The organism is Lyngbya sp. PCC 8106, assembly GCF_000169095.1.
GTDB lineage: Bacteria > Cyanobacteriota > Cyanobacteriia > Cyanobacteriales > Microcoleaceae > Capilliphycus.
The window spans coordinates 18643-40214 of record NZ_AAVU01000029.1 but is presented as its reverse complement, the minus strand read 5'-3'; the positions used below and the strand labels follow the sequence as shown (position 1 = coordinate 40214).

Genomic DNA, 21572 nt, shown 5'->3' with positions numbered 1-21572 from the left:
TATCTGAAAATAGTTTATTGATGCTATTGTATCTACAGGAGGTGATGAAATTGTACGGTTGCCAGCAACACTTAATCAATACCAGTCAAGAAATTGCAGCGATACTTGAGTAGATCTGCTCAGAATCCAATAAGCTAACAAACTGCGGTATTTATTTATGTCGTCAAATGTTTTTCAAGGCTAATCACTTTTTGTCGAAGTATGACCTTGATAAAATGCTGAAAACCAACCCGCATTTTAAAGCCTTGAGAGCAGCTTGCGCTCAACAAACTTTACATGGGGTAGTTGAGTCATTCAACTCCTATAAAAAGCTAATTAAAATGTACAAGCGAGGGGAGTTAAGCAACAAGCCTAAGTTACCCAAGTACAGAAAGAAAGGGGGTTTAGCAGTTGTAAGCTATTCAAGGCGATGGGTAAAGTTCACTGATGGTCAGTTACAATTTTCATTGGGCAAGCAAGTAAAAGCCTGGTTTGGAATTGATAACTTTACGCTGCCTATGCCAACCAACTTAAGCTTTGATGACATTAAAGAGTTTAGGTTTACGCCTCGAAACAACAACTTTTATTTGGAGTTTGTCTATGAACAACCAAAAGTAAAACAGGTTGAAAAAACTGAGCATATCCTTGGGATTGACCCGGGTTTAAATAATTGGTTAACTTGCGTTAGCACAACCGGAAAATCATTTATTATTGATGGCAAAAAGGTTAAGTCTCAAAATCAATGGTATAACAAGCAGGTTGCAAAGTTAAAGACTGGTGCATTACAGGGATACTGGGATGAACAGCTTGCGGCTGTCACCGAAAAGCGCAACCGTCAAATGCGCGACAATGTTGATAAGGCGGCAAGATTCATCATTAACTGGTGTCTCAAAAACAAGGTTTCAACCATTGTATTTGGATGGAACCAGCGCAACAAAGACGGTATTAATATCGGTAAGAAGAATAACCAATCTTTCGTGCAGGTTCCTACTGCAAAATTAAAATCCCGTATCGCTCAACTTTGTGAACAACACGGGATAGAGTTTGTCGAGACTGAAGAATCTTACACATCGAGGTCAAGCTTTTTAGACAACGATACTCTACCTACATTCGGTGAGAAACCCGTAGGCGAAGCCACTCCGAAGGAGTTAGGGTGGATTTCATCAGGAAAGCGAGTAAAAAGAGGTTTGTACAGAGATTCCAAAGGACAATTAATTAATGCAGATTGTAATGGTGCTGCCAATATAATCCGCAAAATAAACGTATCAACACAGCAATTAGCCAAGGTTGTTAGGGGAGTCTTGAGTCTCCCACATCGATATTTTCTGGACAATCTTTCTAGATCATATCGTAAGCAGCATTGTGAAGCGGATTTTAATCCGTGTAACAATTCCGCGCACGAATCCATGTTTTTTAAAGCATGGAGAACTCAATACAGCCCTAGTTTAAAGCTTTCGCTGAGGATGGCGCGACTACTTTATCCAATTTTAGCCCCTCAACAAATTCCGCAAATTTTTACGAACCTTCGTCGAGGTCGAGAATTAGGAAAGCAAGCAAAAATTTTGTTGAATTATCGTTTCGAGGAAAACTGGGAAAGACCCTTAACTGAAATTAAAGCAGAGTTAGGATTAGTTTAAAACTCAAATTTAAACAGTTTGTCATTTCTCCAGCATCGATTGACAATCTCCCCCGGCAAAATCTAAAATCAAGACAAGGATTTAATGGGTGTTCAAAAAAGCTTATGATTTTAACCACAACCAGCACACTCCAAGGCAAAGAGATTACTCAATATTGTGGAATTGTTAGCGGAGAAGCAATTCTAGGGGCTAATGTTTTTCGAGACTTTTTTGCGAGTATTCGAGACGTTGTGGGTGGACGGTCAGCCGGTTATGAAAAATCCTTGCGTGAAGCCAAAGAAACCGCTATCAAAGAAATGCAACAAGCGGCAGTCGCATTAGGGGCAAATGCGATTATTGGGATAGATTTAGATTATGAAACGATTAACTCTAGTGGCGGTGGAAGTATGTTGATGGTGGCCGCGAGTGGAACCGCAGTTAAATATAACCCATAAGCCCAAATTTCTCCTAACCCCGACAAAAAGCGAATTGAAGGTGATTTCAGACTGTTCACAACCAAACATCCACTCGAAAACCGTAAACAGCCTGTCGAGTTCTGGCTTTTATCTACGAAAACAGCGATTTTTTCTGCAAAGTTTGATACAATTCTTTAGTTGGTTGAAATCAATCCCAACAAGATCATTGTATATCCTCGGAAAAGACTATGAGTAGACTTCGCAACATTCTTGCTGGTGCAGGTATTGCTACCGTCGGTGCAGTTGGAACAAAAATGGCAGTTGATTACTTCAAAAACCGTAATAAAGAAGAAGCTCCAGACGAAAGTGAAGGAGATGTTGATGAAGCCGAAACACCCCCTGAGCAAGTTAGTTATGCTGTTGTTCAAGATGATTCGGTACAATCGTTTTTAGATGCTAGCTTTGGTGATCCGGGGCGTTATGAACCCACTCGTTCACCTAAAGTTTTTGACTACCAAGGTGGACAATATATGGTCATTTGGGCGCGAGACAACAAGCAAGATAAAAACCAAATGATGGCATTTCAATATACGGATGCCGGCCGTAAAATGATTGCTAGTGTCGGATATACATCCGATAAAACGGACTACAATATGCCAGGTTTAGAAGATACACCTTTTGCAGTTGAAGTCAATGGCGAAAAAATCGCATCTGGCCAAGGCGAAACAGATGGCGCAGATGAAGTTGATTTTGTTTTAGCTTAGTTTACGGGACTCGAACCCGGAGGACATTTTAACCCCTCACCGGGAATTGGTGTCGTTGAAAGCGGGGGAGGAACAGTTGACGGTTCATCGGTTTGACAGATGTTCGCAAACGCCATAACTCCCCCTTCCGTTTGTCCGACTGTAACCACGCCTGCATAACTGGGAAGTTCGCCTGTCTTCGCGGCGGCTGTCATCACAACAGTTTGAGCAGAGTCTCCCACAGTAACCAGTTGATAACGATATTCTCCCGTTTCGACATTTAGATCAACAGAAAGACTGTCTAGAGAACTAGCAAACTGACCATTGACTTCATAATAGGCTTGTTGTCCAGCCGTCATCGTTTGCATCACAAAAGACGCTTGATTACTACTCTCAAAAGGAGACATTTCTTCAAGTTCAGGAATGGAAATACTGAGTTGACATCCTGTTAATAACAAGGGAGAAAAAATCAATATTTTCCACACAGCAGATATTGAGTCTATTAACTCAAAGCAGTGTTTAAGTTTGTTCATGGTTCGTTAAAATAGAAGTCTAAACAAAAAGCTCTAGCCTGGAGTTGAATTCCACTACAGTTTCCTCAACATTTATTCCTGAGATATTTCAGGTCAGTAAACGGGTCACTGTCTTCCCATCTCTTCATCCCTTCTCATTACCTATCGGTGTTCTTCTGCAAATTTATGGATTTGTGAGACAATTAAGCCGAACTCATCTGTTTTAGAGTCAATGACGGCGGCTAAATCTCGTTTTTTAGAATTTCTAACCCTTTGGAAACAACCCAATCTCTCAACTCGCATGATGTTAGTGGGTTTGGGGATAACATTGGTTTTTATTTTAATTGTGTTGTTATCCCCGGTGTTTTTGGCTTGGGGATGGATACAAAGTCCAACAGAGTTTTTGTCAAACCCGATTCACGAACCTCCAGGACTAGACTATTGGTTTGGAACCAATCGTCAGGGCTATGATGTGCTTTCTCGAACTTTATTTGGCGCTACTGCGGCGTGGAAGGTGCTGTTACTCGCTACAGGGTTAAGTTTGGTGATTGGGGTACCTCTGGGGTTAGTGAGTGGTTATCTCGGGGGGAAACTAGACCGAGGGTTAATGTTTTTGATGGATGCGGTGTATACCTTACCGGGACTGTTGCTGTCGATTACGTTGGCTTTTGTGGTGGGGCGAGGGATATTCAATGCGGCGATCGCTTTGAGTATTGCTTATGTACCGCAATATTATCGCGTGGTTCGCAATCATACAACCAGTGTGAAAACGGAGTTGTTTATTGAAGCGGCGCAGGCGATGGGGGCGAATACTTGGACGGTATTATCGCGTTACCTGTTTCTCAATGTCATTCAAAGTGTACCTGTTTTGTTTACATTGAATGCAGCCGATGCGATTTTAACTTTAGGCAGTTTGGGATTTTTGGGGTTGGGACTCCCCGAAGAAACACCAGAATGGGGCCATGATTTACGGTTGGCGTTGGAGGCACTGCCCACCGGGATTTGGTGGACTGCTTTTTTTCCGGGGTTAGCCCTAACGTTGATGGTGGTGGGGTTATCGTTGGTGGGAGAAGGATTGAATGATTGGGTTAATCCACGACTGAGAAATCAACGCTAGGTGTAATGGGGTCTAGAGTTGCTGTTTTCCCTTAATAAGAGCTGGATTGCTAGCAGACTTCCTGTAAAGAAATGTATATTTTCTGTTATCTTTAGATTTACAAGTTGAATATTAAAACAATATAACAACTTGCTTAATAACTCTGAGAAGATGGCGTCAATAGCTTAACTTGATTTAACATTAGAGTAGGATCCAATTTTTGAGATTTGAGTTAACGTACAAAAAAGGACTTACGTTCAAATCGTTTCTTTGAAAAGTTGTGAAGATCAATTCACATTCCTCAGTCAATAGGCTGGGTGAGCTGAAGAAACTGTCTCTGTTGGGTTAACATGATGGAGGAGGCTGAAAAATCTACAGTCGAAGATCATCAAACATTCCCAAACCAATTAATCTCGCTAAAATGCCCATTGAGGCTTCAGCTATTTCCTGAGAAGGGAAAAATCTGAAAAACTGTCTTGTCAGACCCAAGGTAAAAGCCAGTTGGTATTGAGCAATTACAACCCCTACCGCTCTCATTTTGCGGTTAGCCCAAAAATGCTAAAGGTGTGTAACACTCAGACCAAACGAGCATAATCTGAGGAATTTCCAACTTTTAATCCCAGTACAAACCTTGAACTTGTAGTGAGGCCGTGCAATTTGAATAAGAGAGGCTACAATCGAAAAGGTCTAACTGCAATTGTCCGAACACCAATTGGTGTTGTCTAATACTGAATGTCTAAATTTGAGTGAAGTCGAGTTTACTCAAATATTGGCAACATTCTCATCAAACCGTAATTGCGGTTAGAATTGGCTAAACTGTCTAGAAATAGACAAACTACTAATTGTTTACAGTGATTGATTCTTGCATTGAGGAGCATGAGGAACGCGGCATGATCCAGACGAACAACGGACTCGCAACCCCCATTCAGCCGGAGATGGAACCGATCGAACTTCTTCAAAAAGCAACCCGAACCCAACCGGAAAATGAACTAGATCTTTTGATTGAAGATGACGACTCTCAAGAAGAAGACTATGTTGAATCTCAGTCGGAAGAAGAAGATGAAAGCAAGTCCGAAGGAGTTGCTAAGTCACGACGTCGGACTCAGGCGAAGAAAAAACACTATACGGAGGATTCGATTAGACTCTACCTCCAAGAAATAGGTCGGATTCGATTGTTACGAGCTGATGAAGAAATTGAATTAGCTCGTCGAATTGCCGATTTGTTAGAGCTAGAGCGCATCCGAGAAAAACTGGTCGAACATAACCATTGCGAACCTGAAGACCGAGAATGGGCGAGTGCTGTTGACATGGCATTGCCTGAGTTTCGTCGCCGTCTTTACTTAGGTAGACGAGCAAAGGATAAGATGGTGCAGTCAAACCTGCGTTTGGTGGTTTCGATCGCGAAAAAGTACATGAACCGAGGCTTGTCATTTCAAGACTTGATTCAAGAAGGAAGTCTTGGATTGATTCGGGCGGCTGAAAAGTTTGACCACGAAAAAGGTTACAAGTTCAGTACCTATGCGACCTGGTGGATTCGTCAAGCCATTACCCGAGCGATCGCTGATCAATCTCGGACAATTCGGCTTCCGGTTCACCTGTATGAAACCATTTCTCGCATCAAAAAGACAACGAAATTACTCTCCCAAGAAATGGGTCGCAAACCCACGGAAGAGGAAATCGCCACTCGCATGGAAATGACGATTGAGAAGTTACGGTTTATTGCTAAATCGGCTCAATTGCCCATCTCTCTAGAAACGCCTATTGGTAAAGAAGAAGATTCTCGCCTGGGTGATTTTATTGAGTCCGATGGTGAAACCCCCGAAGATCAGGTTTCTAAAAACCTCCTGCGCGAAGATCTCGAAAGTGTTTTAGATACGCTAAGTCCTCGTGAACGTGATGTTTTACGGTTGCGCTACGGTTTAGACGATGGTCGCATGAAGACGCTTGAAGAAATTGGTCAAATCTTCAATGTCACTCGTGAACGAATTCGTCAAATTGAAGCGAAAGCTTTACGGAAGTTGCGCCATCCTAATCGCAACAGCATCTTAAAAGAGTACATTCGCTAGTTTCGTTAAGGCTATCTAAGGCGTGAATGGGCAAAGTCAGGAGGTTGTTTCCGCTTTGCCCTTATTTTTTCTGGAAATTCTCAATTTTAACTCAACAAAAAACTTGAGAGTTACATAAAACCTCCCAAGTCGTGTTAAAATCTCTCTACGCTTTAAATCTAGCTAACTTAAAGCCTCTATTAATATCTAGGCTAGTGGAATGGAAAACTGCACAACTCTCTATGCAAATTATCCATTGCTCTAGCTTACATTAAGCCCCAGAAATGTAGTAAACCTTGTCCAGAAGCGAGTTCGATGACGACGGCAGAAATAAAGCCGATCATCGCTAGGCGACCATTCCAGTTTTCGGCTCCGGTGGTGAAGCCCCAGTTCCAGTTGTTACGATTTTGATTTTCCATCGGGCAATCTCCTTTCTTGAAACTTATTGCTCTCTGTAAATAAATGTAACTAAATTGTAAAGAAAGTGCAAGCAAGATAAGGATGATTTTGTCAAATCTCAGTCCTAAGATACAGATTAACCTTTTCTATCTGTCGATAACCTCTATCTAGAGAACTAGCGGGGAAAAATAGCCTGTTCGGTTTGGGAATCAAATAAGTGAATATGGTCAATAGCGATCGCCATCCAAATCTTTTCCCCGAGACTCACCGACACCTCCCCCGGAACCCGTAATTGTAGTAAAGAAAAAGCACCGTTCTCGCGGGAATAGGGACGAACCGACAAGAGAGTTTCATGTCCTAAACTCTCAATTCGTTCCACCTGAACCGGGAGATTTCTCGGAGCAGCACAACTGATTTTCAAATGTTCAGGTCGCACGCCCAAAATTAACGATTGCTGCTGATAAGCCTTAAGATTAAACCCCCATCGCTCCGGTAAAGTCAGACGAAACAAAGGATGTACAATCAACAACGGCGCTGAAAACTGAACCGTTAAAAAATTCATCGGGGGAGAACCAATAAATTCAGCAACAAATTGATTCGCCGGACGATTATATAACTCTAGGGGAGTCGCCACCTGTTGGATTTGACCGCGATTCATCACCGCAATTCGAGAACCCATTGTCATCGCTTCAGTTTGATCGTGAGTCACATAAATCGTCGTTGTCCCCAATTGACGCTGTAATTCCACAATTTGAGCGCGAGTTTCTGTCCGTAATTTCGCATCCAAATTCGATAAGGGTTCATCCATCAAAAAAACCTGGGGATTACGAGCCATCGCCCGTCCCAAAGCCACCCGTTGCTTTTGTCCTCCCGAAAGTTGCTTGGGATACCGCTCCAAAAGCAATTCAATTTGTAATAACCTCGCCACCGCAAAGACTCTCGCCGCTATTGCCTTTTCCTGCGCCGAACGATAACGCAAACCCGGTTTTAGCGATCGCGTTATCACCCCCAATGCTTCCTCCCCAAAGCGTTTGAGCATCGAAGAAAAATCCTGATTATTCTCTGAGATCAAGTCTTGATTTTCCCCTAACCTCTCCCCCATTCGTCGCAGCCCAAACGCCAAATTATCATAAACCTTAAGATGGGGATAAAGAGCATAATTTTGAAAAACCATCGCAATATCTCGAGCTTTTGGGGGTAAACCATTCACCAAAGCTTCCCCGATCCAAATATTACCACCCGTGAGCGATTCTAACCCGGCAATCAACCGTAATAGCGTACTTTTCCCACAACCAGACGGCCCCACCAGTACCATAAATTCGCCATCATTGATCGTCAGGTTAATCCGTCGGAGAACCGCCCCAGAAGACATTAACCCCTCAGAAATCGAAACCTGTTCATGATCATCCGATTCGAGACGATGACGGTTTGCTTGCACCCGAATAGAAGACGAAAACGTTTTATAAATATTTTCTAAGACAACCTGAGCCATCAGTTCTATGAATTATAAATTATAAATTATAAATTGATGACCTGAAAGAGAGGGCGCAAATCAAACGAATTATGAGAACTTATGAATAATGAATTATTCAAACCCGATCATTGAGAGTCAAACAGAAATCTCTGTACCCATCTCAATAAATCTCGCGCTTCAGAATTCAGAATTGATCACTCATAAATTCCCCCCTTTCAGAATTCAGAATTCAGAATTGGGCTAACTCCATTCCACCCAATTATGTTCTAAGGATGATGAAGCAATAACGGATCACGAACCCCAATAATTGTTTCTCCCGTATTCAATTTAAATAAACGATTACCCGTAGCCTCCTCATTTTGAAGCTTGACTTCATCAACCGCAAAACGCACAATACGACTTTCACTGGTGATCAGATAAGCCTCTTGATGAGAATTAACAGATACCATACCTGCTAACGCATCCTTTTGACCTTTAAACTGAAACAGTTGAGTACCAATAGCACCGCGAGTAGTCGAACGAACTCGATCTAGAGAAATTCGTTTAGCAAACCCCAGTTCCGAAACCAACAATAAACTCGCCTTCGGAGGAACAGTCAGACAACTCACCAACCGTTCTTGTTTGCGTAAACGAGTGACTTGTGATCCTTGAGCAGTACGTCCCATCGGGGGTAACTGTTCATCATTAACAGGTAAACGCAACACTCGTCCACCGGAAGTCGCTAAAATCATCTGTTCACCAGGGCGAGTCAAACTGGCATAACCAAGTTCATCTTGATCTTTCAACTTAATAATTGTAATCCCTCGATTGGTGAGATCCATCAACTCCGTTAAAGACAATCGTTTAATTTTCCCCTGTTGCGTCACTAAGATTAAATCCGTTTTATCGGAATGTTGAGCCACAATAAAATGAGCCAAAATCAGTTCTTGAAGACTCATCGGTGGATCTTTCGTCACCGAAGACGGGAGTAACGTAATTAACGGTGTTCCTCGCGAACGGTTAGAAGTTGTGGGAATATCACCCACATTTAGGGGATAAGCCTTACCTGTGCGAGTGATAATCGCTAAATTCTGTCCGGTGTTAGTCAGGTAACTACCGACATTAAAATCATCACTATCTTCAACAATGATCTCCGATTTATCAGCTTTACTGCGGCTTTTCGAGTCTCCAGTTTTCGCCGATAAACGTCTGACATAGCCACGATGGGTAAATTCTAGAAAAGTTTCTTCTTCGGCAGGAGCAACAGGTTGTAAAATAGCAGTCGTCTGAGAACCCTTGCTTTTCGGCTTGCCAGAGCGAATTCGGCTACTCGATTGTTCGGGTTGAGCTTTGGGATCTTGAACAATAATGCGAGTGCGTCGGGGATCGCCGTATTGACGCTTGAGCGATCGCAATTCTTTTTTCAAAGATTTCATCAACTCAGAACGATCATCGATCAACCGTCGTAATTGTCGAATTTGTTCGCTGAGTTCCTCAAATTCTTCTTGCAGCTTTTGTCGTTCTAACCCAGTTAGCCGTCGCATCGGCATAGCTAAAATCGCATCCGCTTGAGCTTCACTCATCTGCAAATCACTTTCCAAGCTAATTTTAGCAGTTCCCCCATCGGGAGCATTCCGCAGAATTTCAATCACTGCATCTAAATTTGCCAAAGCATTGAGTAAGCCCTCAACGATGTGACCCCGACGCAAAGCCGCTTCTAACTCGTGAGTATACTGACGAATTAGAGTTTGTTCGCGAAAATTGAGAAATTCTTGAAGAATTTGTTTGAGAGTTAACTGACGAGGTTGACTGTCTACCAATGCCAGAAAAATCGCTCCAAATTTCGACATCAAATCCGTTTGTTGATAGAGATGATGTAGCACCACTTGGGGAGAAGCTTCCCGCTTCAGTTCGATCACCACTCGAATCCCATCGCGATCGCTTTCATCCCGGATATCGGAAATTCCTTCTAACCGTCCCGCATTAACTAAACTCGCCGTTTTCTCGATCCAACTGGCTTTATTGACTTGAAAAGGTAACTCAGTCACGACAATAGCCGTTTTAGTGCGGCGACGTTGAGCGGTGGGAACTTGTTCAATTTTAGCGACCCCCCGCATGACAATACTACCGCGTCCTTGGGTATATGCTTCAGCAATCCCGTCTGTGCTGACAATTTCGCCCCCCGTCGGAAAGTCCGGTGCGGGAATAATCGACCTTAATCTTTCATCCGAGAGATCACTATTATCAATTAACGCAATTAAACCATCGACCACTTCACCCAAATTGTGAGGCGGAACATTGGTTGCCATTCCCACCGCAATTCCCGAACTCCCATTGAGGAGTAAAAACGGCAACTGCGCCGGAAGAACAGTCGGTTCTTGTTGAGAGTTGTCAAAATTACTAATAAAATCAACTGTGGCTTCTCCGACTTGGGTTAATAAGCCTTCATTGCCAATCGAAGCCAGACGAGTTTCGGTGTAGCGCATCGCCGCAGGCGGATCATTATCAACCGAACCAAAATTACCATGTCCGGCGAGTAAGGGATAACGACTGGAAAATTCTTGTACCAACCGAACTAAGGCATCATAGACCGATTGATCGCCGTGGGGATGATATTTTCCGAGAACATCACCTACGACTCTGGCACATTTACGATAAGGGCGATCAGGGGTTAAACCCAACTCGTGCATCGCATAGAGAATACGACGGTGAACAGGTTTTAATCCATCCCGGACATCAGGCAAGGCTCGTCCCACGATCACACTCATGGCGTATTCGAGATAGGACTGTTGCATCTCGGTATGGAGAGGGGTAGCGATCACTTGCCCGGAGAGTAGGTTGAGTTGTCTAGCCATGAGGAAGATCAAGTTGAGAGTTTAGCGTGAGCTTAGACGCACCACAGCACGCCTAAACAGAAGTTCAAGAAGAAAAAGGAGTTGAACGGGAATGCACTTGGCACTCTGTTTCCCTATTATGGAGTCTCAATATCCAGATTTGAAATTTTGATCCGAGTGATCAAGTGAGTCGCAGAGGACTCAAACGATTGATTGGTCAGAGGTTAGAGAGGTTTTAAACAAGAGATAAAATTTTCCGTCGAACCATCCAAACTAAACATCTAGACAGCCACTTTAAGTATTTTTCGTTAGACTGTTCTGAGTTAATCCTGTCAGTTCGCTGACAAAGGGTGTGTGATCTCAATAATCTTAATGGATTAAGAATATACAGTTGAGACAGGTTTCTAGGGGCTAATGTGTCCAATACCAACCTTTTCCGTTGTGTTTGGTGAACAAAAGTCATTTATCTTAACCTGCCAGAAGACCCTCACTTTTAGTGACGGGAGTTGTCAATCTAAGATCAAGCAAGACTTAAAGTGCTGTCAACTATCATGTCAAATATTGGGGTTTGTCGGCCGGAACCGCTGATCAATTGCCTGAAACTCAGACTAGATGGCTTTCAGGTTATGATCAGGTGAGGGAAAACTGCAACTCTAAACCGAGTTTTGTAGAATTAGATGAGAGTGATCAACACTCGATCTGCTCAAGGATATGAGGTTAAACTGTTATTCTTTGCTCCAAAAGGGCATGATATGATGACACATCGTTCATTTATCGGAGAGTTTGTCCAGCGGGAGACCTAGATGAAGACCGTTCTGATTGTAGAAGACGATCCGGTTAATGCCCGTGTTTTTTCTAAAATCCTGACAAAACGAGGCGGGTTAGCTGTTAAGCATACGGAAAATGTGGATGAGGTGATCAAAATAGCTCGCTCTCGGGAGGCGGATCTCATCTTAATGGATGTATCCCTCGCCCGCAGTGTTTATGAAGGCAAGGCGATCGATGGGATTAAAATTACCCAAATACTCAAAGGTGATCCTCAAACGGCAAAGTTGCCGATTATCTTAGTGACAGCTCATGCTATGGCTGGCGATCGCGAAGATTTCCTCGCTCAAAGCGGTGCTGATGACTATATTTCTAAGCCTGTGATTGATCATCAGCAATTTGTAGACAAGATTAAGTCACTCCTACCAGAGGAGTGAGGACGGTTCTCTATGAAAGACTAGAGATGGTTTTTTAAGGATCGAGTCGCTTGAACCCGGTGATCCCCTGTGTGGGTCAAATCACTAATCACTAGGGAGAGACAGATGCAGGTGAGTCTTCCAATTGGGCGATTGTTGCTTGCATCTGAGGCGTGTCTAGAAACTTTTGGGTATCGTTGAGCAAGCGATCGCCCCAAAGGTTTTCTTTGAGAAATTCGAGATCGGCATAACGACCATCAAGTTCGAGTGCTGTTTCTCCCATGGCTAAAGCTTCTTGGCGTTGACCTTGAGTATATAAAGCAACCGCGATCGCTAGGATCGGTTCGGCGGCTTTTTCGTCTATTTTGATTGCCTCTTGCCATTTTTTGATCGCGCCTTTAATATCTCCTCTTTCATAGTGAACTAAACCAATATTGTTAATTGCCGGCCAAAGGTTTTTCTCTTGAGCAAATGCTTTTTCATACTGAGCGATCGCCTGGTCATACTTACCCAACATATAGTAAGCATTACCGAGATCAAACAACGCACCGGGAACATCGGAACGAACTTTTAGACCTGCTTCAATTTGATCGATAGCGGCTTGGTATTTTCCATTCCGAAAATAAGCTTCTCCCAAGACAAACCGCACTGGAGCGTTTTCAGGTTCAAGCCTTTGTGCTTGTTCGAGGGCGGCGACTCCTTCATCGATGCGATCAACTTGAATGTATAGGCTACCGAGTAAAGCCCAAGTCTGGTAACTTTTGGGAGCAAGCTGTGTTGCGAGTTCCGCCCTGGGGAGAGCGAGTTGATATTGCTGAAATCGAGTTAACTGGGCTGCTTCTTCAATCAAGCCTAAGCCTGTTTGTTCGAGTTGGTCAGGATTCAGTTGCAGAGTGTAGGGCACCAGTGCTTGGCTTGTCGCCGGACTGGGAATGCTCCACACGCAGAGACTGAGTAGTACGGTCAGGAAGGAAGTCCGATTTGGCACGGCTTTGAAACAGATAATGAAGTGTTTTCTTCTTATTCTTATACCATGTTAGAGAAATCCGCAAAATTTTGATTTTATCTGAACTTATTTATAAACGTAGGGAGCGCTCAGATCTAGGATGACATCAAATCGAAAATCTTCGACGAGCTGTTTTAAAGCCTGAGCGAGGGTAGAATATTCTGGAGGTATTCTCTCAATCAAAGACTGAATTTGGCGATCGCTACATTGAGCCGCACTGTGATAAAGTTGTTCAACCCAACTTCCTGGCATCATCGCTAAACTTTGAGCGCAGAGTTTTTCTGAATGGAGAACTTCCGGAGTAAAAACGATCCCTGGCTCCTGGGAGGGTTGAATCGTTGAGTCGGGGACTGTCTGATCAGCTTTTGTATAGGCTTTCACGTTGATTTCAAAGGTAAAAACAGAACCCTGACTGACTCCCGGATGAGCGATTAATTCTCCCCCCATTAACCGGATGAATTCATGACTAATTGACCAATTCAAATCTATTTTATCAGTTAAATCCACATTTAAAGTTGATTTAAAAGGATTAAATAACAAACTATCTATACAATTTGAATTTATTCCCAATCCTGTATCTTCTACTTCAAAATGAAGCAATGTATGTTCATCAATAGGCTGATTTTTAACTCGATTTTCAAAGACTCGTAATGTAATTGTTCCGGTTTCAGTCAGGTAAATTGCATTACTAACAAGATGAAGTAAAATATGACGTAGTTTGACATCATCTGCATGGATATACTGGGGTAAGTTGGAACTCCATTCTAAAATTAATTGTAAACTTTTTGCGGCTGCTTTAACTTCCAGCATTTCCTTAATAAAATTCAGCAACCGATGTAAATCAAATTGACGTTCATTCAAGGTCATTAAACCTGCTTCTAACCGAGAAATGGCGAGAATGTCATTAATTAAGGTCAGAAGTTGCTCACCACTACGGTTAATAATTTTAATATTTTTACATTGTTCTTCTTGTAAGCTGGAGTCAGCAGCTAGCAATTGACTAAAGCCCAAAATAGAATTCAGAGGTGTTCTCAGTTCATGACTCATAAAAGAGAAGAAGTTACTTTTAGCTTGATTCGCCATTTCAGCGGCTTGTTTTGCTTTTTCAAGTTCAGCAGTGCGCTCAATTACTTTTTGTTCTAAACCCACATTTAATCGGTGCAAAACCTGATTTTGTTCCGCTAATTTTTTATCTTGATAATAGCTACGAAGTGCTTCTTTAACAGTCAAAATTAAATCTTCTTCTTCCCAAGGCTTACTAATATATCGATAAAGTTTAGCATGATTAACAGCTTTTCCGACATCATCTACACTGGCTTTTCCGGTCAGCAAAATTTGCAAGGTTTTCGGAGATTCTTGATAAACTTGAATCAATAAATCTACACCTTTCATATCCGGCATAATTTGGTCGGATATAATTAAGGGAATCTCGATTTTCTCAGCTTGCAATTCAGCGATAATTTCTAAAGCAATCTCAGCGGTTTCTGCAATTTCTACTGCATAATCTTCGCCAAACTTCCGCTTGAGGGTTTCGGCTAAACTCCTGAGTAAAAATAGTTCATCATCTACACAAAGAATTGTCGGTGTTTGCATCTATTTGCTTTAATCTAGATTCGCAAAATTTCATAGCTTGTGGTCAAATATAAAAAAGCTCATTTCTCTATTTATCAGTATTCCCAACTTGATAAACATCAACCTAAAATACTGTCTCCAAGCTAGGATTTTAACACAAATTAAGATCAAACTAAATAACGGTTTTATTTTTCATCCATAAACGTCCTAACGCAAAAACTCCTAAAGTCAAAAAACTCAAGGCTGACGAGGGTTCAGGAATAGAAGTTTTGGGAGTAGAATCGAGATCAAATCCGACAATTTGAAAATCCAAACGAGAACGAGCTTGGGCTTGATTTGGATTAAGTGTATTCCAACGCATCCGAGCTGTTCCAGTTAAACTCGAAATCAAAGTATCACTTGTCCAAGCCAATAGGTTTAAATCCACCCCATTACTCGGTGCTACACTTTTGCTAAAAATCTGATCAACGGTGATACCATTAACTTGATTAACAGCGACTTCAATCTCCGTTTCCGGCTCAACAAAACCCGTTTCAGTCTTGGCAACCGTGAATAAAGAAAAGCCCTCAAAAACAGCATCAGAATTGGGGAATACGGAATAGGAAACTGGGTCAATATTTTCTACACTAAATAAGGCAGTTGTACCGTCCCAATTGAGAAACCAGTTGACTTCGACATCATTTTCCCAGTCCCAATAGACTTGACCTGTATTGTCGGCTTGCGCTCCATTTTGCCCGATAGCAAACTCATAGTCTGCTCCTCCAAAGACTCCTGCTCGTCCTTCTAGCTTCCACCCCAGGGAAGTCGAGTCTGAGGGAACAGTTGTTATCGGTTCAAGTTTGAGGGCGTTGGCGGGCTGAGTCAGCCAGAAACTCCCGATCGTCAAACTTAAAGTGGTAGAAACTAACATGGATTGATTTTGAGCGATCATGGTACTTTTTTGAAGTTAACGACTCAAACCTAAGTTTAGCTAACTTTGACTCAGACATTTTTTTGTTGTTAGTGATCTTTACACAATCTCTGAGAGTTTGATTATTTCATCAGACTAAGTAGAAATCTGACTGTTCACTGAGGTGAGAGCATAGAGGGGTGAGAGTCCAGGAGATAAATAGACGGATGTTACACTTTGAAAGGTATATGTGATGTATATGATGTATATGATGTATATACAAAGAAATCAGTAAAATTGAAGTCAAACTTTATTTTTGTTTTATCACAACAACAGTCATATCATCAAACACTTTTTGCTGACCAATATACCTCCAGACCTCTTCTACAATGGCTTGCTTGATTTTTTCCGCAGACTGTCGATGATTTTTCACAATAATTTCACACAAACGTTCTAAACCATATTGATCTCCCTCTAGGTTTTCAGCTTCGGTAATTCCGTCAGTATATAAAACCACAACATCTCCTGAACTTAAAGGAATCGTTTGTTGAGCAACAAATTCCGCAATCTCTCCATCTAAACCAATTGGAAAACCCAAGTCAACAGTATCAATGCGTTCGACTTCTCCATCAGCACGAACCAAAATCACTTCCTCATGTTGACCACTCAGTTTAATCGATTTATCTGCATAATCTAATAATGCTAGCGTCATATTTTTACTGGAATTCATGCGCTGAATATTACCATATAAAGTTCGATTGAGGATATCCATAAATTTAATCGGATCGGTTTCTAAACTTTCTATTAATGTTCGCACAGCCGTTTGTGCCATAATCATTAATAGACCGCTTTCTAATCCATGTCCTGTAACATCTCCAATTCCAATTTTAACCTGATTATCGTATTGTAAAACATCATAATAATCTCCCCCAACCTCATCGGCGGGTTGAATAAAACTCGCAATTTCTAAATCTTGTATTGATTCTAATTCAACATCTTTTGGTAAAACCATTTTTTGTAATTTTTTAATCACCTCCACTTCCGCAGACAAACGAATATTTTCCGCTCTTAAACGACACATATTAATCTGAGTTTTCATTCGAGCTAAAAGTTCATCTTTTGCAATCGGTTTATTCAGATAATCATTCGCACCAAAACCCAAACCTGTAACAATATCTTGAACTTGTGTTTTTGCTGTTAACAATAAAATGGGGAGTTCAGTTGTTGTAAAACGTTCTCTAATTTTTTGAGTCACTTCATAGCCTGTCATTTTTGGCATCATCACATCAAGTAAAATAATATCAGGCTTGTATCCTGTCTCTAGGATAGCCAAAGCTTCTTCACCATCACTCGCTTGAGTAATTGTATAATCATGCAGAGACAACATATTCATTAATACCTGTAAATTAATCGGTTCGTCATCCACAATAAAAACTAAAATATCATTCTTTCCATTTTCAGTATTTGATGAAATCACAGGTTCAGACTTTAATTCGGGATTTAATTGAGAATTTAATATCTTTTCCTTTCTTAATTCAAATAGAGATATTAAAGATTTTTTTGCAGCTTGTAGACCAACATTTTCAGTTGCTATTGGCAAAGTAAAGCTAAACTGAGAACCTTCTCCTAATCGTGAAAAAACCTCAATTTTTCCACCCTGTAATTCGACTAACTGTTTAGTAATCGCCAATCCTAATCCCGTTCCCCCATATTCTCTCGCAGTCGTTCCTGACGCTTGTTCAAAAGATTCAAAAATCTGTTCAAACTTATCTTCAGAAATACCAATTCCCGTATCAGCAATAACGATCTTTAAAAACTCTTGATCTGACTCTAAATTATCTACTTTTTTCGCTAAAATCTCCACCTGACCCGCAGCCGTAAATTTAATCGCATTTCCGACTAGATTATGTAGAATTTGTTGTAAACGATTTTCATCAGCTTGTACAGCAGGACTCTCAGGATTGATGGAATTAATCAGTTGTAAATTTTTCTTTCCGACTAGCGGTTGACTCAATGTAATCACTAAGTCAGTAATAGTATATAAATCAACAGGTTTTAATTGTAAATCGATATTACTGTAGCGAATTTTAGAAAAATCAAGCACATCATTCACTAAACTTGATAAACGGCGACCACTAGAAACAATCATCGCTAAATTAGATTGAGTCAAGTCAGAAAGTTGACCCGTTGCCCCATCTATTAACGATTCTGCAATCCCAATAATTCCATTGAGTGGTGTTCGCAATTCATGGGAAGTATTTGCTAAAAATTCATCTTTTAATTGGTCAAGATGTTTGAGGTCAGTATTGGCACGTTCGAGGTCTTCTTCTCGTTCTCTCAAAGCTATAGTTGCCCGTTCAACTGCTTTTTTCAAGCGAGCGGGCGCACTGACTAAAACAAAGACTAATCCTCCTGCTAAGACTGCCGTAACACTTCCTCCCAAGCGCAACCAAACAAGCAAGGGAAAACCATCAAGCCAACCCGTTTGAGGAATAGCTGCTAACTGCCAAGACCCATTCGGTAAAGTAATAGAAGAAAGCACCGGATTTTGTTGGAAAATTTGGCTCTCACCAAAAAAAACTTCGCCGTCTGCGCCGAGTCCATCTTTTCCTCGAATCGCATATTTAACATCAGTATTTTTGTCTAAAAGTCCGGCTTCTTTAAACAGAGTATTTTGGTCAATGATAATCCCTGCCAATCCCCAGTAAGCACCACTTTCTGGAACTTCATTGGGTGGGGTGAGAAAAATTGGAGTTCGTCCAATAAAAGCAATACCGCCTTCGACTAAGCAAGACTGTTGATTTTGAGTCGAGTCAGGTGTCATTTGAAGACGGGGAGCATCAGCCGGACAGACATCAGAAATTTGGGTAAGTCCGACTATATTGACTGGGCCAGCTACAACAGTCTGACGATTTTGGACAGCCCGTTCAATGGCTTCGCGTTCTTCGGGGATAGACATGGGACTAAACCCCAAAGCAGCATCATTACCAACGAGAGGATAGATATGGCTAACGGTATTGTCTTTGTAAAGAACAATGCTACGAATTCCCGACTGTTGGGCGACAATAACTTGAGTGAGGCGTTCAAAAGTTTCTTGGTCAAGGTCGGGGTTCACGGTGGAAACGTAGGCGACTAATCCCCGAGAGAGAAATAATCGCTGGTTGAGGGCTTTTTCTAGGTTAGCTCTGACTGTACTGAGTCGGGCGAGGACTTTGGCGCGACTTTGTTGTTCAAACCGTTCTCTTTCGGCGTGTTCAACCCATCCCACTGTTGCTAAAATTGCGATTCCGGTGAGGAAAGCGGCGAAAGCTGCTTTGGTATTGTTGAGGCGAAGGGAAGGTTTGAACATCGGGAAACTCTAAAAATGAAGTTTAGCGGTTGAGTTTAGAATGGGAAATCTAAAATAATACAACTCACTTATGTTCAATTATCCTCAACGCTATCCGATTCTGCCAGTGTGTATTGAGTGGAGTGAGTTAATTTTGACCAAGATTATCCGATTTCATTGTTTAATTTTGACTATTCTCTAGACCTTGGGAGAGCTTAGTTTATAAAAATAGCAATGGTTTTCTTGGTTCGTTTAAACTGGGAACTGACGATATAGAAATTTTGCGGATAAATCCATTGGGTTTCTAGCGGCCCGTGAATCTGAATTCCAGTCATTACGGCATAGTTGAAAATGGTCGGATCGAGGGGATTTAATAATCGTTCTACATCTTCGGAGATAATCTGACAAGCGAGTTTTGTGATCTCGACTAAATTGGGTTTATCGCCATAATTTAAAGAGGAGAGAATTTTTTGACGAATGATACTTTGTTCGAGATCTTGTAAATCCATTTCTAGGTTGAGACGTCCGCATTCTAACTCTTTAACAATGGTTTCTAAGGCTCCACAAGCGTGAGATGCTTTTTGAATTCCTTCTCGGTAAACTTTGCCAATTTCTCCGTAACGGGAGATGGCAATATGAGGCATTGCATAAAAGGTAAAACGACGGATATTATCGAAAATAGGGGTATGATTTGTGGCTGCGGCTAACCCCGTTTTTCCCAGGGTAATAAATCCGGCTAAACTGCAACAATTGAAGGTTTTTCCCCAGTATTTAACAACTTCTTCATAGAGGGGGTCTGTCAGTTCATCTCGACAAATAGCTATCATTCCCATTGTATTTTCGTCTTCAAACCCATTTTGACTTAAGCAATCATAGGTTCTTTTCATATAATATTTTAAGGGTAATGAGCCGGGAAAGTGAGTATTCACTGCATCTAAAAAAGGTGAGAATACCGCACCCTCAGACACTGGCGTTGTTTTTTGTTGCATTGATTTGTGCTGTTAAATTGATCTTGGGGATAGAGATGAAGTTATTGATTGAATTTTATCGAACTCTTTTTGAAGTGGCAAGGGATTTAATTTTATTGTTGAGAGTTTATTCAAAAATGAGTTTTGCTTTCAAACTCACCGAATAATTTCTATTTTTAATTGCTCAATTCACGAAGTGAGTCTGTTGAGGAAGCTTCCCGAGAAGATTTTTCGGAATTATCGGTACTGCATAAAAAAATCAAACTGTCAAGACTAAAATTCATTAATTTGTCTATAAATCTTAATTCAGGGTTGAGAATGTTGGCTTTTGAGTGACAATGTTAATATCGTTGTATCACTTTTGCCTCAATCAATTGACGGTGACATCATCAACCTCCCGAATGACTTTTGTAGAATCCCTAACCAGTCAGTGGCGTTCTCAACTCCAGAACGACTATCCAAATCACAGTCCTAATACACACGAAAGTATCATACAGTGGTTGTTAGGGCCAAATTCGGAAGCGTTGGATGGGCTAACGCCCTCAGAACAATCCGCCTTTAAACAAGGGCTAAATTTCCGCTATCGGGTTTTGCAACAACGATATCTAGATATTTCCCCAGAACAAGCCTATCGCAGTTTGATGAAGCGATTGGGCAGTTTAGTGATTTTACGTCAAAAAATTCGGGCTTGGGTGGCGACCAGTCGGGATCGTCAGCGAAATGTCGTTGATGTCTTGCAAGAAGTGATTCAAGAAATGCTCAATAGCGATCGCTATTTACAGCAACAACTACAATGGATCGCTGAATGTACAACAGATTCTCGCTTGCGAAATTCTCTATTGCTGACCAGTTTAGAAGAATATTGTCTGCGACCAATTCGCAATCAACCTCTACTCGTTTACCGCTTTGTCAACTATTTGCGCCGTTCTCAGCGAGGAGGATTAACCCAGGTTCCCACGGGTGAATGGATACGACAAGTCTCAGAAGAAATTGTCTCCGATGACACCCAAGAACGAGTCAGTTTACTCGATGAACAAGCCCTCGCCCAATACGAAGATACTCATTACATAGAAGAACAACAAGTTCAACGTTTGACGGTACAAGCAGAGTTTGAAGCCTATCTCAGAGAAAAGGTTGATCCGGTGGCAGGGGATTGGTTACAACTATACTTGAAAGGTGAGTCCCAAGAAGCGATCGCGAAGACATTAAATTTGCCGATTAAACAAGTTTATCGCTTGCGTGAGAAAGTCAGTTATCATGCGGTTCGCAATTTTGCCTTGAAACATTCCCCTGAATTAGTAGATGGTTGGCTAGGAACTTCGCTATCAGAACATCATTTGGGTTTAACTCCGAGTCAATGGCAGGAATATTGGGACAGTCTTAGCCCAATGCAACGTCAAGTGATTGAAAAGTTGCAAGCAAATCAAACAATTGAAATGATCGCCAAAGATCTGAAGTTAAAAACAACCCAAGTTCTGAGTGAATGGACAAAGCTCTACCTGAATGCTCAGGCTATTCGTAATCGATAAAGTCAT

At 41.6% G+C, this 21572-nt stretch carries 16 protein-coding genes; 7 read left to right on the top strand and 9 right to left on the bottom strand.

What is annotated here, in order from left to right:
* Positions 1-113 precede the first annotated feature (113 nt).
* The 3 genes from L8106_RS18590 (at position 114) to L8106_RS18580 (ending at position 2775) form a co-directional block, all read left to right on the top strand.
* Positions 114-1616: an RNA-guided endonuclease TnpB family protein gene (locus L8106_RS18590; protein WP_255348896.1), complete on the top strand. Its 1503-nt coding sequence runs from the start codon at positions 114-116 to the stop codon at positions 1614-1616.
* A gap of 104 nt (positions 1617-1720) precedes the next feature.
* Entirely contained in the window at positions 1721-2050 is a 330-nt protein-coding gene (locus L8106_RS18585) for a heavy metal-binding domain-containing protein (RefSeq protein ID WP_009785946.1), read from the top strand.
* A gap of 209 nt (positions 2051-2259) precedes the next feature.
* Positions 2260-2775, top strand: a complete 516-nt coding sequence (locus L8106_RS18580) for a hypothetical protein (protein WP_009785945.1) — start codon at positions 2260-2262, stop codon at positions 2773-2775.
* Here the strand turns inward: L8106_RS18580 and L8106_RS18575 are convergent.
* Positions 2772-3287 (bottom strand): type IV pilin-like G/H family protein, encoded by a 516-nt coding sequence (locus L8106_RS18575; RefSeq protein ID WP_050779146.1) that lies wholly within the window; start codon positions 3285-3287, stop codon positions 2772-2774. The two genes, L8106_RS18580 and L8106_RS18575, sit on opposite strands and share 4 nt — an antisense overlap.
* Positions 3288-3498: 211 nt before the next feature.
* On the opposite strand from L8106_RS18575, the gene L8106_RS18570 reads away from it, so the two are divergent.
* Together L8106_RS18570 and rpoD are read left to right on the top strand one after the other, a co-directional pair.
* Positions 3499-4383 carry an ABC transporter permease gene (locus L8106_RS18570; protein ID WP_009785943.1) on the top strand — a complete coding sequence of 295 codons (885 nt, stop codon included), beginning with the start codon at positions 3499-3501 and terminating at the stop codon, positions 4381-4383.
* An 869-nt stretch (positions 4384-5252) separates the two neighbouring features.
* Positions 5253-6428 (top strand): RNA polymerase sigma factor RpoD, encoded by a 1176-nt coding sequence (rpoD, locus tag L8106_RS18565; protein ID WP_009785941.1) that lies wholly within the window; start codon positions 5253-5255, stop codon positions 6426-6428.
* A gap of 245 nt (positions 6429-6673) precedes the next feature.
* Here rpoD and L8106_RS18560 read toward each other — a convergent pair whose 3' ends face one another.
* The 3 genes from L8106_RS18560 to L8106_RS18550 form a co-directional block, all read right to left on the bottom strand.
* Positions 6674-6826, bottom strand: coding sequence for a hypothetical protein (locus L8106_RS18560; RefSeq protein WP_009785940.1), 153 nt, complete (start codon positions 6824-6826; stop codon positions 6674-6676).
* 155 nt (positions 6827-6981) lie between these two features.
* Positions 6982-8298, bottom strand: a complete 1317-nt coding sequence (locus L8106_RS18555; RefSeq protein ID WP_009785939.1) for an ABC transporter ATP-binding protein — start codon at positions 8296-8298, stop codon at positions 6982-6984.
* Between the two features lie 248 nt (positions 8299-8546).
* Positions 8547-11114, bottom strand: a complete 2568-nt coding sequence (locus L8106_RS18550) for a DNA topoisomerase (ATP-hydrolyzing) subunit A (protein ID WP_009785938.1) — start codon at positions 11112-11114, stop codon at positions 8547-8549.
* 782 nt (positions 11115-11896) lie between these two features.
* Here L8106_RS18550 and L8106_RS18545 point away from each other — a divergent pair.
* Complete coding sequence (locus L8106_RS18545) at positions 11897-12295, top strand: response regulator (RefSeq protein ID WP_009785937.1); 399 nt, start codon at positions 11897-11899, stop codon at positions 12293-12295.
* A 91-nt stretch (positions 12296-12386) separates the two neighbouring features.
* On the opposite strand, the gene L8106_RS18540 is transcribed toward L8106_RS18545, so the two are convergent.
* The 5 genes from L8106_RS18540 to L8106_RS18520 all read right to left on the bottom strand — a co-directional run bounded on the left by L8106_RS18540 (position 12387) and on the right by L8106_RS18520 (position 20058).
* On the bottom strand, positions 12387-13262 hold the full coding sequence (locus L8106_RS18540; RefSeq protein WP_050779145.1) for a tetratricopeptide repeat protein: 876 nt from the start codon (positions 13260-13262) through the stop codon (positions 12387-12389).
* 84 nt (positions 13263-13346) lie between these two features.
* The gene (locus tag L8106_RS18535) at positions 13347-14873 is read right to left on the bottom strand and encodes a histidine kinase dimerization/phospho-acceptor domain-containing protein (RefSeq protein WP_009785935.1); all 1527 of its coding nucleotides are present in this window, start codon (positions 14871-14873) and stop codon (positions 13347-13349) included.
* A 151-nt stretch (positions 14874-15024) separates the two neighbouring features.
* Positions 15025-15783: a choice-of-anchor W domain-containing protein gene (locus L8106_RS18530; protein ID WP_009785934.1), complete on the bottom strand. Its 759-nt coding sequence runs from the start codon at positions 15781-15783 to the stop codon at positions 15025-15027.
* Positions 15784-16051: 268 nt separating this feature from the next.
* Entirely contained in the window at positions 16052-19090 is a 3039-nt protein-coding gene (locus tag L8106_RS29780; protein WP_009785933.1) for a SpoIIE family protein phosphatase, read from the bottom strand.
* A gap of 194 nt (positions 19091-19284) precedes the next feature.
* A complete protein-coding gene (locus L8106_RS18520) occupies positions 19285-20058 on the bottom strand; it encodes a hypothetical protein (protein WP_009785932.1) in 774 nt (257 codons plus the stop codon).
* A gap of 380 nt (positions 20059-20438) precedes the next feature.
* Here L8106_RS18520 and L8106_RS18515 point away from each other — a divergent pair, with 380 nt between their 5' ends.
* Positions 20439-21566, top strand: a complete 1128-nt coding sequence (locus L8106_RS18515) for a HetZ-related protein 2 (RefSeq protein WP_009785930.1) — start codon at positions 20439-20441, stop codon at positions 21564-21566.
* The last annotated feature ends 6 nt before the right edge of the window (positions 21567-21572 follow it).

What these genes read in the sequence shown, in the direction of transcription:
- L8106_RS18560 (WP_009785940.1), bottom strand. Translation starts at nt 6,826, where the DNA reads ATGGAAAATCAAAATCGTAACAACTGGAACTGGGGCTTCACCACCGGA.
- L8106_RS18550 (WP_009785938.1), bottom strand. Translation starts at nt 11,114, where the DNA reads ATGGCTAGACAACTCAACCTACTCTCCGGGCAAGTGATCGCTACCCCT.
- L8106_RS18585 (WP_009785946.1), top strand. Translation starts at nt 1,721, where the DNA reads ATGATTTTAACCACAACCAGCACACTCCAAGGCAAAGAGATTACTCAA.
- L8106_RS18535 (WP_009785935.1), bottom strand. Translation starts at nt 14,873, where the DNA reads ATGCAAACACCGACAATTCTTTGTGTAGATGATGAACTATTTTTACTC.
- L8106_RS18580 (WP_009785945.1), top strand. Translation starts at nt 2,260, where the DNA reads ATGAGTAGACTTCGCAACATTCTTGCTGGTGCAGGTATTGCTACCGTC.
- L8106_RS18555 (WP_009785939.1), bottom strand. Translation starts at nt 8,298, where the DNA reads ATGGCTCAGGTTGTCTTAGAAAATATTTATAAAACGTTTTCGTCTTCT.
- L8106_RS18545 (WP_009785937.1), top strand. Translation starts at nt 11,897, where the DNA reads ATGAAGACCGTTCTGATTGTAGAAGACGATCCGGTTAATGCCCGTGTT.
- L8106_RS18575 (WP_050779146.1), bottom strand. Translation starts at nt 3,287, where the DNA reads ATGAACAAACTTAAACACTGCTTTGAGTTAATAGACTCAATATCTGCT.
- L8106_RS29780 (WP_009785933.1), bottom strand. Translation starts at nt 19,090, where the DNA reads ATGTTCAAACCTTCCCTTCGCCTCAACAATACCAAAGCAGCTTTCGCC.
- L8106_RS18515 (WP_009785930.1), top strand. Translation starts at nt 20,439, where the DNA reads ATGACTTTTGTAGAATCCCTAACCAGTCAGTGGCGTTCTCAACTCCAG.
- L8106_RS18530 (WP_009785934.1), bottom strand. Translation starts at nt 15,783, where the DNA reads ATGATCGCTCAAAATCAATCCATGTTAGTTTCTACCACTTTAAGTTTG.
- L8106_RS18520 (WP_009785932.1), bottom strand. Translation starts at nt 20,058, where the DNA reads ATGCAACAAAAAACAACGCCAGTGTCTGAGGGTGCGGTATTCTCACCT.
- rpoD (WP_009785941.1), top strand. Translation starts at nt 5,253, where the DNA reads ATGATCCAGACGAACAACGGACTCGCAACCCCCATTCAGCCGGAGATG.
- L8106_RS18570 (WP_009785943.1), top strand. Translation starts at nt 3,499, where the DNA reads ATGACGGCGGCTAAATCTCGTTTTTTAGAATTTCTAACCCTTTGGAAA.